This window comes from Paenibacillus contaminans, from assembly GCF_003285015.1.
GTDB lineage: Bacteria > Bacillota > Bacilli > Paenibacillales > NBRC-103111 > Paenibacillus_V > Paenibacillus_V contaminans.
The window spans coordinates 35,338-52,283 of the sequence record NZ_QMFB01000038.1 but is presented as its reverse complement, the minus strand read 5'-3'; the positions used below and the strand labels follow the sequence as shown (position 1 = coordinate 52,283).

Sequence of the window (16,946 nt, the reverse complement as noted above, 5' to 3'; positions counted from 1 at the left end):
ATATATACCAATCGTAAGGGCGGGATTGCCGATGGCGGGAAAACCGACGATTTTCAGCAAGGTGATTGTACTCATCGTCCTGCTGCTGACGCCTGTACTGTTCTTGTACATTTACACGAACAAGGTCAGCGTTGATGTGGTCCGGGACGAAATTCAGTCGTCGAGCCTCAGCCGGCTGTCCTTCTTCCTTCAGCAGTTTGATACGACGGTCGAGCAGCTTGCGATGTTTCCCGGTATTTTGAGCTCCGACCCTTACTTGCGCGAGTTTGTCGATCACCGCTCGGACAAGCCGAAGCCCTACGACAAGCTGCGCGAACAAACGAGACTTATGCAGAAGCTGAGCCTCCAGAGTGTGTCCAGCGCATGGACGAACGATTTGACGCTGTATTTGCCGAAGGATCGCATGGTCATTTCATCGAATCTGTTTAAGGAATACGATCCGGAGGATGTCGGCAATTTCGCACCTCTCGCCGATTGGACATACGATGCGACCGTCAGAAGCGATGCGAGGACGCCCGGAGCGCGTTTTACCCGGCAAATCGTCGATCCCGTCGGTGCAGTCAAGCCTTCGGAAATCGACTCGATGATCCAGGTAAGCTTTCCGGCCGCCAACATTTCCTCGATGCTGGACCAGGTCAAGCTCGGTAGCAAAGGCGATCCGTTCCTTTACCGCAGCGGCCTCCCTCCGATCGGCGGCTCGACGATGAATGCGGACTCCGTCCAAGCACTCCTTCCCATTCTGGATCCGCAGCAGATGAAGGAAAGCGGACGGCTCGTCACGACGCTTGCCGGACGGCAGGTCGCCGTTTACTACGTGAAATCCAAACAGCTCGGCTGGTATTTGGTCGATTATGTGCCTGTCGACAGCATTTTGGCGCCGATCCGCCAAACGAACGCCTTGTTCTACACGACGCTCGGGATGCTGCTGGCGATGAGCCTGCTGGCCGCTTATTTGCTGTACCGCAACGTCCAGAAGCCGATCGGCAAGCTCTTGCACGGCGTTCAATTGCTTAAGAAAGGCGATTTGTCCGCGCGCATCCGTTTCCGGCCGGATAATGAATTCGATTTTCTGTTCGAGCGGTTCAACGAAATGGCCGAACAAATTCAAGATTTGGTCCAGCGGGTTTACGCCGAGAAAATCCGGCTGCACGAAGCGACGCTCAAGCAGCTTCAAGCCCAGATCAATCCGCATTTTCTCTATAACAGCTTGTTCTTCATCATCAATACGGCTATGCTTCAAGATACGAAGTCCGTTGTGGCGATGGCACAAAATTTGGCCGAATATTACCGCTATACGACACGCATGGAAGAACGGACGGCACCTCTTCGCGAGGAACTGAAGCTCGTCGGCAATTATTTGACGATTCACAACCTGCGGCTGCAAAGGCTCCATTATGAGATCGACGTTCCGGAAGCCATGCTGGAGCTGCCTCTCCCCCGCCTGCTGCTGCAGCCGATCGTGGAGAACGCGATCGTTCACGGCATCGAGAACAAGCCGGGGGACGGGATCATCCGCATCACCGGCTGCTTGTACCAGGATACATGCGAAATCGTCGTTGACGACAACGGCATCGGACTGACGGATGAAGCCTTCGCAAGCTTAGAGCGGCAGCTGTCGCTCCCGATCGAGACGGCTTCGGGCTTCGGCGTCTGGAACGTGCATCAGCGGCTGCATTACGTGTTCGGCGAAGGCGCGGGGTTACGGCTGTCGCGTAGCCCGCTAGGAGGCTTGCGCGTGACGCTTATGTGGAGGAGGGATGCGGAAGATGGCGCAGCTATTGATCGTGGATGACGAGGCCCACGTAGTGGAACGCCTCTCCGAGCTTGTTCCGTGGGAACGGATCGGCATAACGGCCGTTCATAAGGCGTACTCCGCTTATGAAGCGCTTGAGCGGCTGAGCCTGCAAACGATCGACATCGTCATAACGGATATCCGGATGCCGGGCATGTCAGGCCTTGAGCTTTCCGAGCAGATTCGCGACAAATGGAAAAGAACGAAATGCATTTTGCTGTCCGGCCATGCCGAATTCGAATATGCCAAGGAAGCGATTCTTCATGGCACGGCAAGCTATCTGCTCAAGCCGGTACCCGACGACGAGCTGCTCGAGACCGTTTCGCGAATTTTGCAGGCGCTTCGGGAGGAGTGGAACGCGATTATTTCGCAGGAGCGGATCGCGCGGACCCTCCGCGAGAATTTGCCCCAGCTGCGAAGCACCCTGCTTAGCGAGCTGATTCTGGGCAAGCGGTATTCCGCGTCCGATCTGCAGGACAAAATGGCGATGCTCGGCATGCCCGATTTTTTCGGCGAGCCGTTCTCCCTGCTGCTCGTACGTCTCGAGAAGCCGTTTTACGGATACGACCAGCGCGGCCTGGCGCTTGTGGAATATGCCGTCGGCAATATCGCCGAGGAGCTGTTTACTCCGAGCTATAGGCTTTGGTACGGGAAAGATACGCATGATTATCTCGTTTTTGCCGTTTCGGCGATAGCCGGCGAGGGCGACAAGGAAGAAGAGCAGCAGCAATCGCTCGAACGGACGGCCGCACAGCTGCAGGACGCCGTTCATACGTTTTTGAAAGGCGAGGCGACGGTGCTGATCAGCCGCAGAGGAACGTTTCCGCACGATCTGTCGGCGCTTTACGACGGCGCTTTATCCGCGCTGCGCAGAAGAGTCGGCGCGGAGCAGGATCTCGTCCTGACCGTAGCCGAAGAGCCGCCTGAAGCGGCGGAGGTAAGGTCGGTCGCTTCCTTATACGAGCTGCCGACGCTGGCGCAGCTGCTTGAAGCAGGGCAATGGACGCTGGCCGACGAGCGGCTCGATCGTATTTTCGGCGAGCTTCAAACCAAACGCAGCGAGATCGAGGAGCTGCTTCTCGAAGCCTATTTCGCCATCGCCTCGGCGGCGTCTTATTACGCCCACAAGAACGGCAGGCCGCTCTCCGGACTGATCGGAGCCGGCTACGAAAAGCTTTTGCAAGGAGTGCCGTACCGGTCCGTCCAGCAGCTCCGGGATTGGACGGCTTCGGTCATGGGAAGCTTGCGCAGCGAAACCGAGAGCGAAACGAAATCGTCGCGGACGAAGCTGATCGCCGACGTCCAGCAATTCGTGGAGCGCCGTCTGGCGGATGACGTATCCTTGACGGCCATCGCGGAGCACGTTTATATGCATCCGGTGTACATCTCGAAAATATTCAAGCTGGAAACCGGCGAGAATTTGAGCGATTACGTGTACCGGCTCCGCATGGATAAGGCCGCGCACCTGCTTTTGCACACGCCTGATAAAATATACGAAATCGCAGCCGGCATCGGCTATCAACGGGCGCATTCGTTCATCAACGTATTCAAGAAACATACGGGGCTTACGCCGCAGGAATACCGGGACAAATACGCCCCATCGCAAGGATGTTGAAAATAACTTATCGAGGTGAAACGCCATGACACGGACATCCGACACTTCTTTCAACGATACCCCGGCGACGCCGTACGCCTTCGTCGATTTGGACACGGTCGAACGCAATATCGGGAAAATGGCCCGGAAACTGGCCGATCATCAACTCAGCCACCGCCCCCATATCAAAACCCATAAAACGCTGCGGCTCGCGAGCATGCAGCTTGCCGCCGGCGCGGTCGGGATTACGGTGGCCAAGCTGGCCGAGGCGGAAACGTTCGCGGAACTCGGCATCGACGATATCCTTATCGCTTTCGCCATCGTCGGAGAACGAAATCTCGAGCGTCTGGAACGGCTGCATAACCGGATTCGCGTCTCCGTAACCGTCGACAGCTGGGAAGCCGCGCAAGGATTATCGGCCGTCGGCGTCCGCTCGGGCAAGCCTATACGCGTTCTGATCGAACTGGACGGCGGGCTGCATCGCGGCGGAAGACAGCCGGGACAAGACATCGTCGACTTCGCCGTACAGCTTCGCGAGCTGCCGGGCATTCAAATCGAAGGCATTATGGCCTACTTCGGATTGATCTACCGCAGCGGAAATCCGGACGCGATCGCCGCCGACGTTCAGAACGAATCCGAGACGATCGGCCGTGTCGTCGCGGATTTGCGCCAAGCGGGCATCGCGGTAAACACGGTCAGCTCAGGGTCGACGCCAACCGCGAAGCTATGCGAGTATGCGGCCGGCGTTACGGAGGTACGGGCGGGCAATTATATATTCAACGACGTATCGGCCGTACAGATGGGCTTGGCTGAGGAAGCCGATTGCGCGCTTCGCGTGGCGGCTACCGTCGTCAGCATGCCGCTGCCGGGCATGGCAACGATCGATGCGGGCACCAAGGCGCTGACCAGCGACAGGGCGCATCACGGCGACGGCTTCGGCATCGTTGTCGGCCGCCCGGACATTACGGTAGCCGCGCTCAACGAGGAGCACGGCATGCTCCGCTTCGACCCCGGCAAGGTGAAGCTGTCGATCGGCGATCGGATCGAAATCATTCCCAATCATTCGTGCGTCATTCCGAATTTGAACGATTACATCTATGGCGTACGCGGAGGCGATGTCACGGAGCGTATCAAGGTCGATGCGCGCGGACGCAACTATTAAGCCTGACGATCGGGGGAGAGCTGCATGACAAGCATGACAAGCATTCGTATCAACGAGGCGAGAGTAACTCAAATTTTGCAGGATTTGGTGCGCATTCCGAGCGTCAATCCGAATTTCGAAGGCGGCGTACCCGAACGCGATATGGCCGACTATGTCGAAGCCTTCCTCTCACGGCTCGGTCTGGCTTCCGAGCGCAGAGAGGTGCGGCCGGACCGGCCCAATGTGATCGGCATCCTGCCGGGAATATCGGCCGATGCGCCCGGCTTGCTGCTCGAGGCGCATATGGACACGGTGCAGATCGCGAACATGACGATTGATCCGTACGGCGCGGAAATTCGCGACGGCAAGCTTTACGGCCGCGGTGCCTGCGATACGAAGGCGTCGCTGGCGGCTATGCTGGCGGCCTTGGAATGGTTTGTCGAGAACGGGATCAAACCTCCCGTTCCCGTTTATTTGGCCGCGACCGTCGACGAGGAGGTCAATTTTCTCGGCGTGCTGGACGTCCTTGAGTCCGGGCACCGATTGGCCGCCGCCGTTGTAGGCGAGCCGACCGGGCTTCATGCAGTCGTCGCGCATAAAGGAGTCGTCCGCTGCATGATCGAGACGATCGGGGTTTCCGCGCATTCATCCAAGCCCGAAGAAGGTGTTAACGCCATCAGCGGCATGATGAAGGTTGTGCACCACATCGACCGGACGATGAGTGAGCGTCTGCAAGGCGCCTTTCATCCGCTCGTCGGCCGGCCGACGCTTAGCGTGACGGAAATTACGGGCGGCGTGGCCCCCAACACGATACCCGAGCGATGCCTCATCAAAATCGACCGGCGAACGGTTCCCGGTGAAGACAGCGATCAGGTTTGGCGCGAAATTCAAGAGGAGCTGACGCGATTCGCGCAGGAAGACGGAACGCTCAAGCTTATCGTCCATCCGCCCTTCGTGCTCGATTATGCGATGGACACGAGCCCGGATAGCGAAATCGTCAGATTAGTAACGGCGAAGGCTGCGGAGAAAATCGGCGAAGTGCGGACACACGGCGTTCCTTACGGGACGGATGCGAGCAAGCTGACGAGGGTTGGCATCCCGTCCGTCGTATTCGGACCTGGCTCGATCGATCAAGCCCATACGAAGGACGAATGGGTGGAGCTGAAGCAAGTTGCGCTTGCCGCCGAAATTATCGCGGGCACGATGCTGGCATTCGGGAAATAGGAGAATAAACGGCTTTCCTGCCTTCTTAGTAGAAAAAAAGAAGCTTCCATCTCCGCGTTTTCAGCGGATTTGAAAGCTTCTTTTTTGGATTTCACCTAACATCCGGCACCCGTACAAGCGCCTGGCGTCTCATTCGCCGGGACCACCCTCGAGCCCCTTGCTATCGTCATTTTCACGCCTTCACATCGACCTCGACGCCGAGCTCGTGCGAGCGGTAAATCGCTTGTACGGCAGCGATGACCGACTTGGCGTATTCGCCGTTGCAGTAAGGCTCCGCGCCGGTTTCGATAAGCTTGCGGAAATCGTTCAGCTGGAGCAGGAACGGCTCCGTTTGATCCTCGATCGGCACCTCCTCGAAAGCGCCGCCGCGGCTTATCTCCACTTTGCCGCCTACATCGACACGAAGCATACCCTCCGTAAACATGAGCTCCAGTTCATTTTTCGTCGAGCCTTTGTAGCCTGACAAACATAATGTGACCGGAACGCCGATCGACGTTTCTCCGTAAACGATCCCGCTGCCCTCGACATCGCCGCGGTTTCCGTGAAAGGAAATCGAGCCTTTGATCCGCGTAAACCGGCAATCCGTCAGCCACTGAATCCGGTCGAGCGAATGCGAGCCCAGATTCATCATGATGCCGCCGCCCGACTTGTCCTTTTCGAGAAACCACTGGGGCCGTGCGTCCGTGAAATAAAAGGAATGACGCTCGTCATTGATCATAACGAGCTTGCCGAGGCTGCCTTCCCGGATAATCTCCTTCGCACACCGGTTGGCAGGCAAATAATGCTGCGTATGACCGACCATCAGTTTAACGCCGTGACGCTCCGCAGCTGCGATAATCTCGTCGCATTCGGCTTCATCCATTGCCATCGGCTTCTCCAAATAAATATGGCACCCAAGCTCCGCGCACTCGATTGCGGCAGGCTTATGCAAAAAATGCGGCAGCGTAATGATGACCGCATCCGGCTTTTGCTCGACGACCATTTTCCTGTAATCCGTGTAGGCCGTCAAACCGTATTCGTTCGCCATCTGCGCGGCTCTTTCTTCATTGATGTCGGCAATGGCGACCGCCTGCATCCCTTGAACAAGTTTAAACGCTTCCAAATGTCCTACCGCTATACCGCCTGCTCCGATAATCGCAACTTTAATCAACTCAAGCTCTCCTTTGGCGATGGATTCCCCTTATATTCCTAACCTGATTGTACCAAATCGCTTAAGGCCTGGCATTTCTCGACATAAAAAGGACAGCCATTTCGATCGCGCCTAAGCCCTGTTAATCAGACGCCTTCTCCGCCAACTACTTTTCATCCTGTCCCTATCTTTCCGGACTTCAAGCAGCTTCTCGAGTCTGCAAATCCTCCCGGGCGCCACAAACACGAAATCGCACTCGCCGCTCGCCGATCCGATGCAACTTCTTCTTTCCATGAACGTCAAATGCTCGCCACTTGCATATGCTGCAGTCCGATTTTGCCCGCTTGAAATCGAACCCGAACTCCGTTCCTCGCCTTCAGTCCGAAAATGCCCGCTTGCAGCGGCTTTTGGATTTGACATACCGGTAAAACCGTTCTCCAAGCAGGCAAATTCGGATTGCAGCGTATGTGAAGCCTAGTTTCCTTGCTCCAAGAGGGAATTTTCGGACTACAGCGTACAAAAGGGCCTCAATGGCAGTTGTAATTTTGGCGAAGCCACGCCTTTTCGTCTTAGTCCCGCACCGTTCAGCTCTTCTCCCTATAAAATAACGCCCTGACCGCGAACCGCGGTAAAATCAACTGTCTTCTCCATCTCGACGGCTGCTTGATCAGTCTGAACAGCCATTCCAAATGAATTTTCCGCCAAATTTCGGGCGCTCTTTTGACTTTCCCCGCGATCGTATCGAGGCTTCCGCCGACGCCGATTGCGATTTTGGCATTCAAGCTGTTCCTATATTTATGGATCCACCGTTCGGCATAAGGGGCTCCAAGCGCGACTATTAAAAAGTCGGGAGCCGCGGCATTGATTTCTTCCACGATTTTCGCTTCTTCCTCTTCTTTGAAAAAACCGTGATGCCTGCCCGCTATGGATACATTGGGGTGTTTTCGAGCGATCACTTCCGCCGCTTTGAGGCTCGTCGGTTCGTCTGCTCCGAGAAAATAAAATGACCATTTTTCCCGGTCGCCGGTCTCGAGCAGCTTTATTAATAGGTCGCACCCGGTGACCCTCTCCGGAAGATCCCCGCCTCTCATCCGGGAAATCATAACGATCCCGATCCCGTCGGCAGTAATAAGACCCGCCCGGTCGATAATGCCGCGCAATTCATCGTCGTGCTGGCAAGACATCACAATTTCCGGGTTGCCGGTTACGACATGGAAAAGCTCCGTTTTCTTCCGTCCCGCTACATCGCTTAGTATTTGAAGGCATTGATCCATGGTGAACTTCGGAAATGAAATCCCCATAATTTTTGCCGCTTTATTCATGAAGGAACCCCTCCTATTCTATCCCCATAGTAGCATGTTTCCATGTAGGGAGTCATGTCTGCCGTTCGGGCCGAAATCCGCCAATCTTGCATAGGCACAAGTACAACTGTATGATACTTGAAAAAGAGCCCGCATAAGGAGATCGCCATGACAAACAATAGCGATACGGAAATCGCGGACGGCACGATTGTCTCCAGCGTACTGCTGGATGCGCCGGCGCCGGGACTTTCCCTGCATGAGATGACCTATAAAAGCGGCAATTTGCATGTCAAAGGGTATTTGCTCGTTCCCGGGGGTGGAGGTCCGTACCCGGGATTGTTATACTGCCGTGGCGGCATTGGCGGCTTCGGCATGGTCCGGATGAATCATGCGGCCGCCTTGGCCGCCAAAGGCTACGCCGTCTTCGCGCCGTTCTACCGCGGCTCCGCAAGCGGAGAAGGCATCGATAAATTCGGCGGGGAAGACCGCTTCGACGTATACAACGCCTTCAAGCTTATGCGCTCGCTTCCGGACGTGGTGACGAGCGCTCCGATCGCGCTGGCCGGCTTTTCGCGCGGCGCGATTATGGCGCTGCTCGCCGCGCGCGACTGCGCCGACGCCGGCCCTGCCGCCGTGTGGAACGGCGTCAGCGACCTGCTCCTCACCTATGAGGAGCGCGTCGATTTGCGCCGCATGCTGAAGCGCGTCGTCGGCCATCCGGGCAAAAACCGCGAGGCGTACGAGGATCGCTCGCCGCACATCTGGGCGGACCGCATCCGGAAGCCGGTGCTCATTGTGCACGGCACGTCCGACGACAACGTCGGCGTCGCACACAGCCGGCTGTTGGCCGATGCGCTGGAACGCGCCGGCGCGAAGTATAAGCTCGAGCTGTTCGAAGGGCTCGGCCATCTTTTCCCCCCCGAGGCGGAAGCCCGCGCGATCCATGCCATAGACGAATGGTTCGCCTCTCATCGTGCTGCCGATTTGCCTCAAGGCTCTTCCACTAACAGCCCCTGACAGGAAATCCGGTTAAGATGGAATTCGACTCGAAGAGAGCAACATAGGGCTGTAAAAAGAGAATCCGGGAGGATTCTCTTTTTGTTTTATCGGAAAGTATATTGTAGGTGCGGCTCTAAAACTCGGTAAACGCGTTGTCCTTAAGGAACGGCGTAACCGTTCATCCTTGCCCCTAATCAACAGAGAAACGGCTATTCTTAAACCTTTCCGGCTGTAAATCGTCTTAAATCGGGGTATATCCAAGGTCACCCGGTTTGACGCTGAATATGGATCGGAGTAAAATCCTAAAATAAAGTTTATTACTAAACTATTTACTAATAAAACAAATGAGACAAGGGGGAGGGACATGGCTAGCGGTTCCCAGTACTTAGAATTACACGCACTTCTGAAAAGCTTCTATAAACGGGTGAAGCAGGAATGGGATAAGCTGGTCGAAGCCGATAAATTATCGATTACGCAGTTCCGCTTGTTATATCGTTTGAGCCAAGAAGGACCGCAAAAAGTAGCGGCACTGGCCGAAGCGCTGGATGTCACGCCCGGTGCGATTACGGGAATGGCGGATAAGCTGATCGAACGAGACCTGATTGAGCGTGAACGATGCAGCGGAGACCGCCGGGTCGTTTTTTTGCGGATAACGGAGCAAGGGAATTCGAAGATCGAGATGCTCATCAATAAAAACAAAGAAACCGTCTCTTCTTTTTTCAAACATCTGCCGGATGAAGATTTGGAGCATATGAAGAGAATTTTATTGGATGTATTAAACCGCGCAGATTTTTCAGAAAAGGAGTAGAAGCGAAACATGGAGCATTTAACGCATAAACGAAAAATAACGATCATGATTGCGATCATCGCAGCGATGTTTTTCGCCGCAATCAACCAAACGATCGTAAGTACGGCGATGCCCCGCATTATTGCCATTCTCGGGGGAATGGATTATTACACTTGGGTCATCACCATCTATATGCTGACCTCGACGATAGCAACGGTGCTGGTCGGCAAGCTTTCCGACATTTACGGACGCAAGCCCTTCATCCTGTCCGGTATCGTCTTCTTTATGATTGGCGCGTTTTTGACAGGAACGTCGACGGATATTTTTCAAATGATTACTTACCGGGGCATTCAAGGGATCGGCGCCGGCATCATTATGGCATCCGCCTTTACTGCAGTCGGGGATTTGTTCGCTCCGCGGGAGCGCGGCAAATGGACCGGCATCATGATGGCCGTCTTCGGATTCTCAAGTATACTCGGCCCCACGCTCGGCGGCTTTATCGTCGACCATATGAATTGGAAATGGGTCTTTTGGATTTTCCTGCCGCTTGGGGTATTAGCCTTCGTGCTTATTCTGCTATTGTTCCCGAAAGCCGAGAAAAAACAATCCGAATCGATCGACTATTTCGGTTCCTTGTTCCTGACTCTCGCCATCGTGCCGCTGCTGCTCGGCTTCTCATGGGCGGGCACAAAATACGATTGGGGCTCGTCGCAAATCATTAGCTTGTTCGCTGCAGCTTTTGTCGCTTTGGTTATTTTCGCAATCGTGGAGACGAAGGTCAAAAGCCCCGTACTCCCGTTATCACTGTTCCGCAACAGCATTGTCACCATCTCGAATCTTTCGGGCTTCCTTATGAATGCCGGGATGATGGGCGCCCTTATTTATTTGCCCTTCTTCGTGCAAGGGGTCGAGGGCATTTCCCCTACGTACTCGGGTTATGTAACGATGCCGATGTCGATCAGTATGGTCGTTATCAGCGCCTTTACGGGGAAATGGATTACGAAAACCGGCAAATATAAGCGGTTTGCGCTGTTCGGCATTCTGATCATGGTTGCAGGCATGATCATGATGGCTTACATGAACAGCATCTGGTTCGCCGTACTCAGCATGATCGTATTCGGCTTCGGCCTCGGACTCGGCATGCCGGTATTCTCGCTTACGGTGCAAAATGCGGTGAGTCCGAACATGCTCGGCGTAGCGACCGCTTCTTCCCAGCTGTTCAGAAACATGGGCGGTACGATCGGAATCGCGGTTATGGGTACGATCATGTCGTCTAGCCTCGCCAGCAACCTGAAGGCGGATATCGCCGACGGCAAAGGCGTCGATATGTCGAAGCTGGATCCGAAGACGGCCGAACAGATGTCCGCTCTGCAAAATCCGCAGCTGCTGCTCGATCACGCCAAGCTGGATCAGATCAAAGCGGATTTGCCCGATCAAATCCAGCCGATGTTCGTGAAGATGATCGATATGCTCAAGGATGCGCTCAGCCATTCGCTGACAACCGTCTTTTTGTCCGGCGGCGCACTGCTTGTCGTCGCTTTGCTGCTCGTCTTCTTCCTGCGTGAAATACCGCTCCGTACGTCCAATCGTATGCCGGAAGCGGCAGGAAACGCGGCTAAGCCTGCAGCGGAAGCTTAAATACGCCAATCGGCCGGTTCGGATACGCGTCCCGAACCGGCCGAAATATTTCAAACAAGGATAAACGGCTTCGCCGTCCTAAACGCTTTCGAAGAAAGCGACTTCGTAAGCATAAGCTACGGACAAACGCGTTTACCGATGAAATATAAGCACTTGATAGGTGAAGCATATAAATTCTTGTATTCTAATAAAACGCCCTTCCGTCTTCCTTCTGGGAAGCGAAAGGGCGTTTTGGTCAGTTGTGTGTAAGGATGTTCGAGTAAAGCTTGCTTCCCTACTCCTTCGCCGACTGCGTGCGTTTCAGGAACAGCGCCAGCAGGAAGGCGAGTACGGCAAAACCAAGACCGATCATGAAGGCGTTATGCACGCCTGAGACCATCGCTTGAGCCATTTGTGCCGGCGAAGTCGGGTCGGTCGAAGTCTCCAGAAATTTGCGTTGTCCCGATGACATCACGCCGATGAATAAAGCAACTCCGATCGCACCCGCTACCTGCTGCAGCGTGTTAAGAATAGCCGTCCCGTGCGGATAATAGCGCGGCGGTAGTTGGTTCAAGCCGTTCGTCTGCGCCGGCATCATGATCATGGAGATCGATACCATCATGCAGATGTGCAGGATGAGAAACGTCGTTTTGGTCGTCTCGGCGGTCACCTGCGTGAAAAACCACATGATGATGACCAAGAACGCAGAGCCTGGAATGACAAGCGCCCTCGGGCCGAACTTGTCGAATAGCTTACCCGTGATCGGAGAAATCAGTCCGTTAAGAAGGCTGCCCGGCAGCATCAGCAGCCCCGATGCAAATACCGTTAAGCCTAGAGCTCCCTGAAACAGGAAAGGCAAAAGCGACATGGTCGAAAACAGCGTCATCATCATAATAATCAAGAGGATCGTGGTCAGTGAGAACATCGGAAACTTGAACGCGCGAAGATCCATCAGCGGTTCCTTCACCTTCAATTGCCGGAATACGAACAGCAGAAGAGCGATCCCGCCTACAATAACGGTTCCGTATACCTCAGGGCTTGTCCAGCCGCCATGGCCTTCTCCCGAGCTGCTGAACCCGTAGACGATGCCGCCGAAGCCGATCGTAGACAAAATGATGGACAGCACGTCCACCTTCGGCTTAGTAGGCTGCGACACGTTTTTCAAATAAATGAAGGCGAACACGACGGAGAATACGGCGAAAGGCAGCACCATGAAAAACAACCAGCGCCATTGCAAGGACTCCAGAATGAGGCCGGAAAGCGTAGGTCCTATAGCCGGAGCGAACATGATGACAAGCCCTATGGTTCCCATTGCGGCTCCGCGCTTCTCCGGGGGATACAACACGAGTATCGTGTTCATCATGACGGGCAGCATCAGACCGGTTCCCGCCGCTTGCAGCAAACGGCCGGTCAGCAGAAATTCGAATCCGGGCGCAATTGCGCACACGAGCGTGCCTACGGTGAACAGCGTCATGGCGCCCAAAAACATTTGTCTCGTTGTAAACCATTGCACCAGCAAGGCCGATGCGGGGACCAGCACGCCGACAACAAGCATATAACCTGTCGCGAGCCACTGAAGCGTCGAAGCCGATACCTTCAGCTCGACCATCAGTTGGGGAAAAGCGATATTCAGCAGCGTTTCATTTAAAATCGAGAAAAATGCCCCGATAATAAGCGAAATCATAATCGGAAGCTTTTTTACATTCCCAAGCTCTTGCGAAGCCGGGGATGCTGACGTTCCAGCAGTATTCACTTTCTCACTCCTCTTTTTATCTGTGCATTTCTTGAATGCTCTTGCTGCCAGCGCTTATGGCTTGAAGACGGAGATTCTTCGCACAGTTTTTAACCTCTTTTTGCCGGTCACCGCGATGCGGGCACAGCAGGCCGCAGGCAAACGCGTTTCCGACGGGTACCGGAACGTTTTTCCACTTTTATTCCAGCCTTTTACAAGCTCCTTCCTCAGCCATTATAGCACATACGTTCCCCATCGCGCACTAAAAACAACGACTTTTCCATCTAAAAAGGGTTAAGGAACCGACCTTCTCAGTTCTGATAAACTTTAAAAAAACGGGATATTCTCGCCATTTGATGATAAACGAAAATGAGCGAACAATCGAGTAGTTTGAAGCGCAAGATGAAGTTTATTTTTCCCGTTCGGTGCGTATTTAACAGAACCGTCATGTTCCATAACGAGACATCGCGCTCGGCGGGCAGCAGGCAGCGCTGAATCACGGTAAAAAAGGGATCGCCATCGTCAATGGCAATCCCTTCCGGGCGGAGCATATGTTGTTTGCCGCTTTAAATATACGGATTCACCGAGCCTATGCGTACCGACCCGAACTGCGGTCCTCCGGGTTCGCTCGCCCCGCGCATGCTCTCGAATGCATGGACCGCGGCATTGGCCACCTCGATATCCTGTGCGCTGGTACCGCCGCTCACCCCGACACCCCCGTAGATTGTGCCGCCTCTGACCAGCGGAATGCCGCCTCCCAGAATAACGAGCTTCCCGTTGTTCGTCGTATTGATCCCGAAGGTCGGCCCCCCCGGCTGAGCGCTCTGGGCCAAATTCGATGTAGGCATTCTCATCGCCACACTTGTCCAGGCCTTGCTTTGCGAGATGTCGATGCCGGCTATCCGCGCATTGTCCATGCGGTAGAACGCGACAAGGTTAGCCCCGTCGTCAACGATCGCGATATCGCAGGAAAGCCCGAGCTCTCTCGCTTTCCTTTCCGCGGCGGCAAGCAATGTTTTGGCAACTTCAAGCGTCAATCTATGCAAAATAATCCTCTCCTTAACCGTATCTCCGGTATTGTATGGTCATCCGCCCGGATTCGTGCTTGATTCCCTTTCGGACAAAAAAAGAAGAGCCGGTTTCGGCTCCCGGCTCCGCTCATCACGATACGCTTTGTCTTCTTCGGTAATCTTCGATTTTCCGCATGTACATATAGGCGAGCTCCTCGGCTTTCTGCCGCGAAACGGCATGTGCGTAAACCTGTACGACAGGCTCGTCGCTGTCCGGTAAAATGAGCGTCCAGCCGCCCTCGTGAAATACCTTGATGCCGTCGATCAGCTCGACGCGTTTGCCCTCGATTTCCTCCATCAAGCATCGCATGACTTTGCCCTTATCCTGCCATGGGCAGTCTACGCTGCGCCTCATCATCGAGAAGCTCGGAATAGCGCCGACCAGCTCCGACAAGTCGCAATCCTGCTGCGCCAGCTGCTCAAGCAGATGAACGAATATATATAAGCCGTCGAAGGCGGGATGAAAGCCGTCGGTTTGGCAGCCTTCCATCACCGAGCGGCGGTCCGCCTTCGTACGGATCACTTTACGGTCGTACCTTGCGCCCAGTCCTTCGACAATGCCGGGGACGTGAACGGGCACGTAAAGCTCCCCTTCCTGCTGCTGCAGCTGCAGAACGATTTGCAGGACCGACAGGACCGATTCGTCGACGATTTGTCCTTCCTCTGTCACGACTGTCAAATTTTGGCCGTCCGCATCAAGCAGCACCCCGATATCGGAACGGCTCAGCTTCACCATCTGCGCGACTTCCTCCCGCGTGACGCCATGGCCGTTCAGATGAATGACCGCGCAGTCCAGCGCTTCGAGCAGCTCCGGTATGATGCCTCTCATATTCCGGTATTCGTACGCAAGCACGATGCTGTAGCCTCTTCCGCATATGGCCGACCGGTCGACGCGGGACAGCAGCCTCTCGCAATAACGGGCCGCAATGCCGCTTACTTCACGGCCGCTGCCGAGCTGATTGTGCTTTACGCGCCTGCTGTCCTCTTGGGCGTAGGCGTTCTCGATTTTGCGCTCGACCGCTTTGCTGACCGGGAGTCCCCGATCATCGTAAAACTCGATGACGAAGGCGTCTTCCTCCGGCAGCGGGCATTGTCTGACATGAACGCCCGCCACGTTTCCCGCATCCCAGCAGGCAAACCTGGCGACGGATGAAGTCGCGGTGCCGTAGCCGTCCGTATCGATGCCGGATGCGTGCAAACCGGAAGCAAATGCGCCGGCAATGAGCGCCGCCGTAGGCGTCGCGTCGTGGCTGAGCCCCACTTTGCAGCCGATCTTCAGCAAGGAGCCGTATGCAAGCGCCAGCCGGGCGGCGAACGTGGTCGTCAGGTCGGCTCCCCACGTTCCTTTGACCCCCCACTGTCCGAACAGCGCCTTGCTCCGGGAACGCGTCCAGACGATTGAATCCGTCACATGGGCGTAGGGCTCGATCGTCTTCTGCGGCCATACCATGACGTCCGGCGTCACGACGCTTTTGCTTCCGACGCGGCTCGAATCACCGATGACCGCCCCTTCCGCAACGAAAGCGTCACTCTCGATCGAAGCATTCCGGCAAAGCGTCGCTCCGCAAATTTCCGCACGGCGGCCGACGGACGCATGGCTCCAGAGCACCGCCCGCTCCGTCCTCGCTTGCTGTTTGACAAGACATCCGCTGCCGATTACGGAATATTCGCCGATATCCGCATAATCCTCCAGAACCGCCCCCCGGCCGATAAACGCAGGCGCCGCAAATCGGATGTTCGCGGCAATATCGGCCTGTTCGCCGACCCATACGCGCGGCAGCACTTCCGTGCCGGCAATTCTCACTTGCACGATCCCGTCCAGCATATCGATTTGCGTTTGCCGGTATTGCTCCAAATTGCCGATATCCGACCAATATCCCTCTGCGGCATAAGCATACAGCGGCAGCCCTCTCTCCATCAGCAGCGGGAACAGATCTTTGCTGAAATCGTACTCGACGCCGGAGCCGTAGAGCTCGAAAACTTCTTTTTCCAAAATATAAATGCCGGTGTTGACGGCGTCGCTGAATACCTCGCCCCAACTCGGCTTTTCCAGAAAGCGGATGACCTTTCCCGAATCGTCGGTCATGACGACGCCGTACTCGAGCGGGCTTTCGACATGCGTCAGCACGAGCGTCGCCAATGCCTTCCGGTCTCTATGGTAAGCTATGGCCGCGGAAAGATCGAAATCGGTCAAAGCGTCGCCGCTTATGACGATGAAGGTTTCGTCGAGGAACATTTCGGCGTTCTTGACGCTGCCCGCCGTGCCGAGCGGACTGTCCTCCTCGAAGTACCGCAGCCGCACCCCGTACTCGCTGCCGTCGCCAAAATAATTCCGGATCACCTCGGGCAAATATTGCATCGTGACCGCGATGTCCGTAATTCCGTGCTTCTTGAGCAGCTCGATCGTATACTCCATCACCGGCCGATCGAGAAGCGGAACCATCGGTTTAGGCGTATTGCAGGTGAGCGGGCGCAGACGCGTCCCTTTGCCGCCGGCCATAATTACTGCTTTCATGCTTTGCATTCCCCCTTAAAGTCTTCTATTCCGCTAACTTTTCGA

Annotated in this window: 12 protein-coding genes; 7 read left to right on the top strand and 5 right to left on the bottom strand. The window is 55.3% G+C overall.

Features of this window, described 5'->3' with window-relative positions:
• Positions 1-31 precede the first annotated feature (31 nt).
• From DQG23_RS36545 to DQG23_RS36530, 4 genes are read left to right on the top strand one after another with little or no spacing between them, the layout of a single operon-like run.
• Positions 32-1,792, top strand: a complete 1,761-nt coding sequence (locus DQG23_RS36545; protein WP_113035987.1) for a sensor histidine kinase — start codon at positions 32-34, stop codon at positions 1,790-1,792.
• Positions 1,767-3,407, top strand: coding sequence for a response regulator transcription factor (locus DQG23_RS36540; protein WP_113035986.1), 1,641 nt, complete (start codon positions 1,767-1,769; stop codon positions 3,405-3,407). The genes DQG23_RS36545 and DQG23_RS36540 overlap by 26 nt, the downstream gene beginning before the upstream one ends.
• A 25-nt stretch (positions 3,408-3,432) precedes the next feature.
• Positions 3,433-4,548, top strand: coding sequence for an alanine racemase (locus tag DQG23_RS36535; protein WP_113035985.1), 1,116 nt, complete (start codon positions 3,433-3,435; stop codon positions 4,546-4,548).
• A 24-nt stretch (positions 4,549-4,572) separates the two neighbouring features.
• A complete protein-coding gene (locus tag DQG23_RS36530; protein ID WP_238178215.1) occupies positions 4,573-5,751 on the top strand; it encodes a M20 family metallopeptidase in 1,179 nt (392 codons plus the stop codon).
• A gap of 172 nt (positions 5,752-5,923) precedes the next feature.
• On the opposite strand, the gene DQG23_RS36525 is transcribed toward DQG23_RS36530, so the two are convergent.
• The gene (locus DQG23_RS36525; RefSeq protein ID WP_238178214.1) at positions 5,924-6,901 is read right to left on the bottom strand and encodes a Gfo/Idh/MocA family protein; all 978 of its coding nucleotides are present in this window, start codon (positions 6,899-6,901) and stop codon (positions 5,924-5,926) included.
• 563 nt (positions 6,902-7,464) lie between these two features.
• A complete protein-coding gene (locus DQG23_RS36520; RefSeq protein ID WP_113035984.1) occupies positions 7,465-8,202 on the bottom strand; it encodes a WecB/TagA/CpsF family glycosyltransferase in 738 nt (245 codons plus the stop codon).
• A 147-nt stretch (positions 8,203-8,349) separates the two neighbouring features.
• Between DQG23_RS36520 and DQG23_RS36515 the strand changes: the two genes are divergently transcribed.
• The 3 genes from DQG23_RS36515 to DQG23_RS36505 all read left to right on the top strand — a co-directional run bounded on the left by DQG23_RS36515 (position 8,350) and on the right by DQG23_RS36505 (position 11,605).
• Positions 8,350-9,198: an alpha/beta hydrolase family protein gene (locus DQG23_RS36515; RefSeq protein ID WP_113035983.1), complete on the top strand. Its 849-nt coding sequence runs from the start codon at positions 8,350-8,352 to the stop codon at positions 9,196-9,198.
• A 346-nt stretch (positions 9,199-9,544) separates the two neighbouring features.
• Positions 9,545-9,988 (top strand): MarR family winged helix-turn-helix transcriptional regulator, encoded by a 444-nt coding sequence (locus DQG23_RS36510; RefSeq protein ID WP_113035982.1) that lies wholly within the window; start codon positions 9,545-9,547, stop codon positions 9,986-9,988.
• A 9-nt stretch (positions 9,989-9,997) separates the two neighbouring features.
• Positions 9,998-11,605, top strand: a complete 1,608-nt coding sequence (locus DQG23_RS36505) for an MDR family MFS transporter (RefSeq protein ID WP_113035981.1) — start codon at positions 9,998-10,000, stop codon at positions 11,603-11,605.
• Positions 11,606-11,879: 274 nt separating this feature from the next.
• Here DQG23_RS36505 and DQG23_RS36500 read toward each other — a convergent pair whose 3' ends face one another.
• The 3 genes from DQG23_RS36500 to DQG23_RS36485 all read right to left on the bottom strand — a co-directional run bounded on the left by DQG23_RS36500 (position 11,880) and on the right by DQG23_RS36485 (position 16,901).
• On the bottom strand, positions 11,880-13,337 hold the full coding sequence (locus tag DQG23_RS36500) for an MDR family MFS transporter (protein ID WP_238178213.1): 1,458 nt from the start codon (positions 13,335-13,337) through the stop codon (positions 11,880-11,882).
• A 545-nt stretch (positions 13,338-13,882) separates the two neighbouring features.
• On the bottom strand, positions 13,883-14,362 hold the full coding sequence (locus DQG23_RS36490; RefSeq protein WP_113035979.1) for a GlcG/HbpS family heme-binding protein: 480 nt from the start codon (positions 14,360-14,362) through the stop codon (positions 13,883-13,885).
• 115 nt (positions 14,363-14,477) lie between these two features.
• The gene (locus DQG23_RS36485; protein WP_158560888.1) at positions 14,478-16,901 is read right to left on the bottom strand and encodes a sugar phosphate nucleotidyltransferase; all 2,424 of its coding nucleotides are present in this window, start codon (positions 16,899-16,901) and stop codon (positions 14,478-14,480) included.
• Positions 16,902-16,946: the final 45 nt, after the last annotated feature.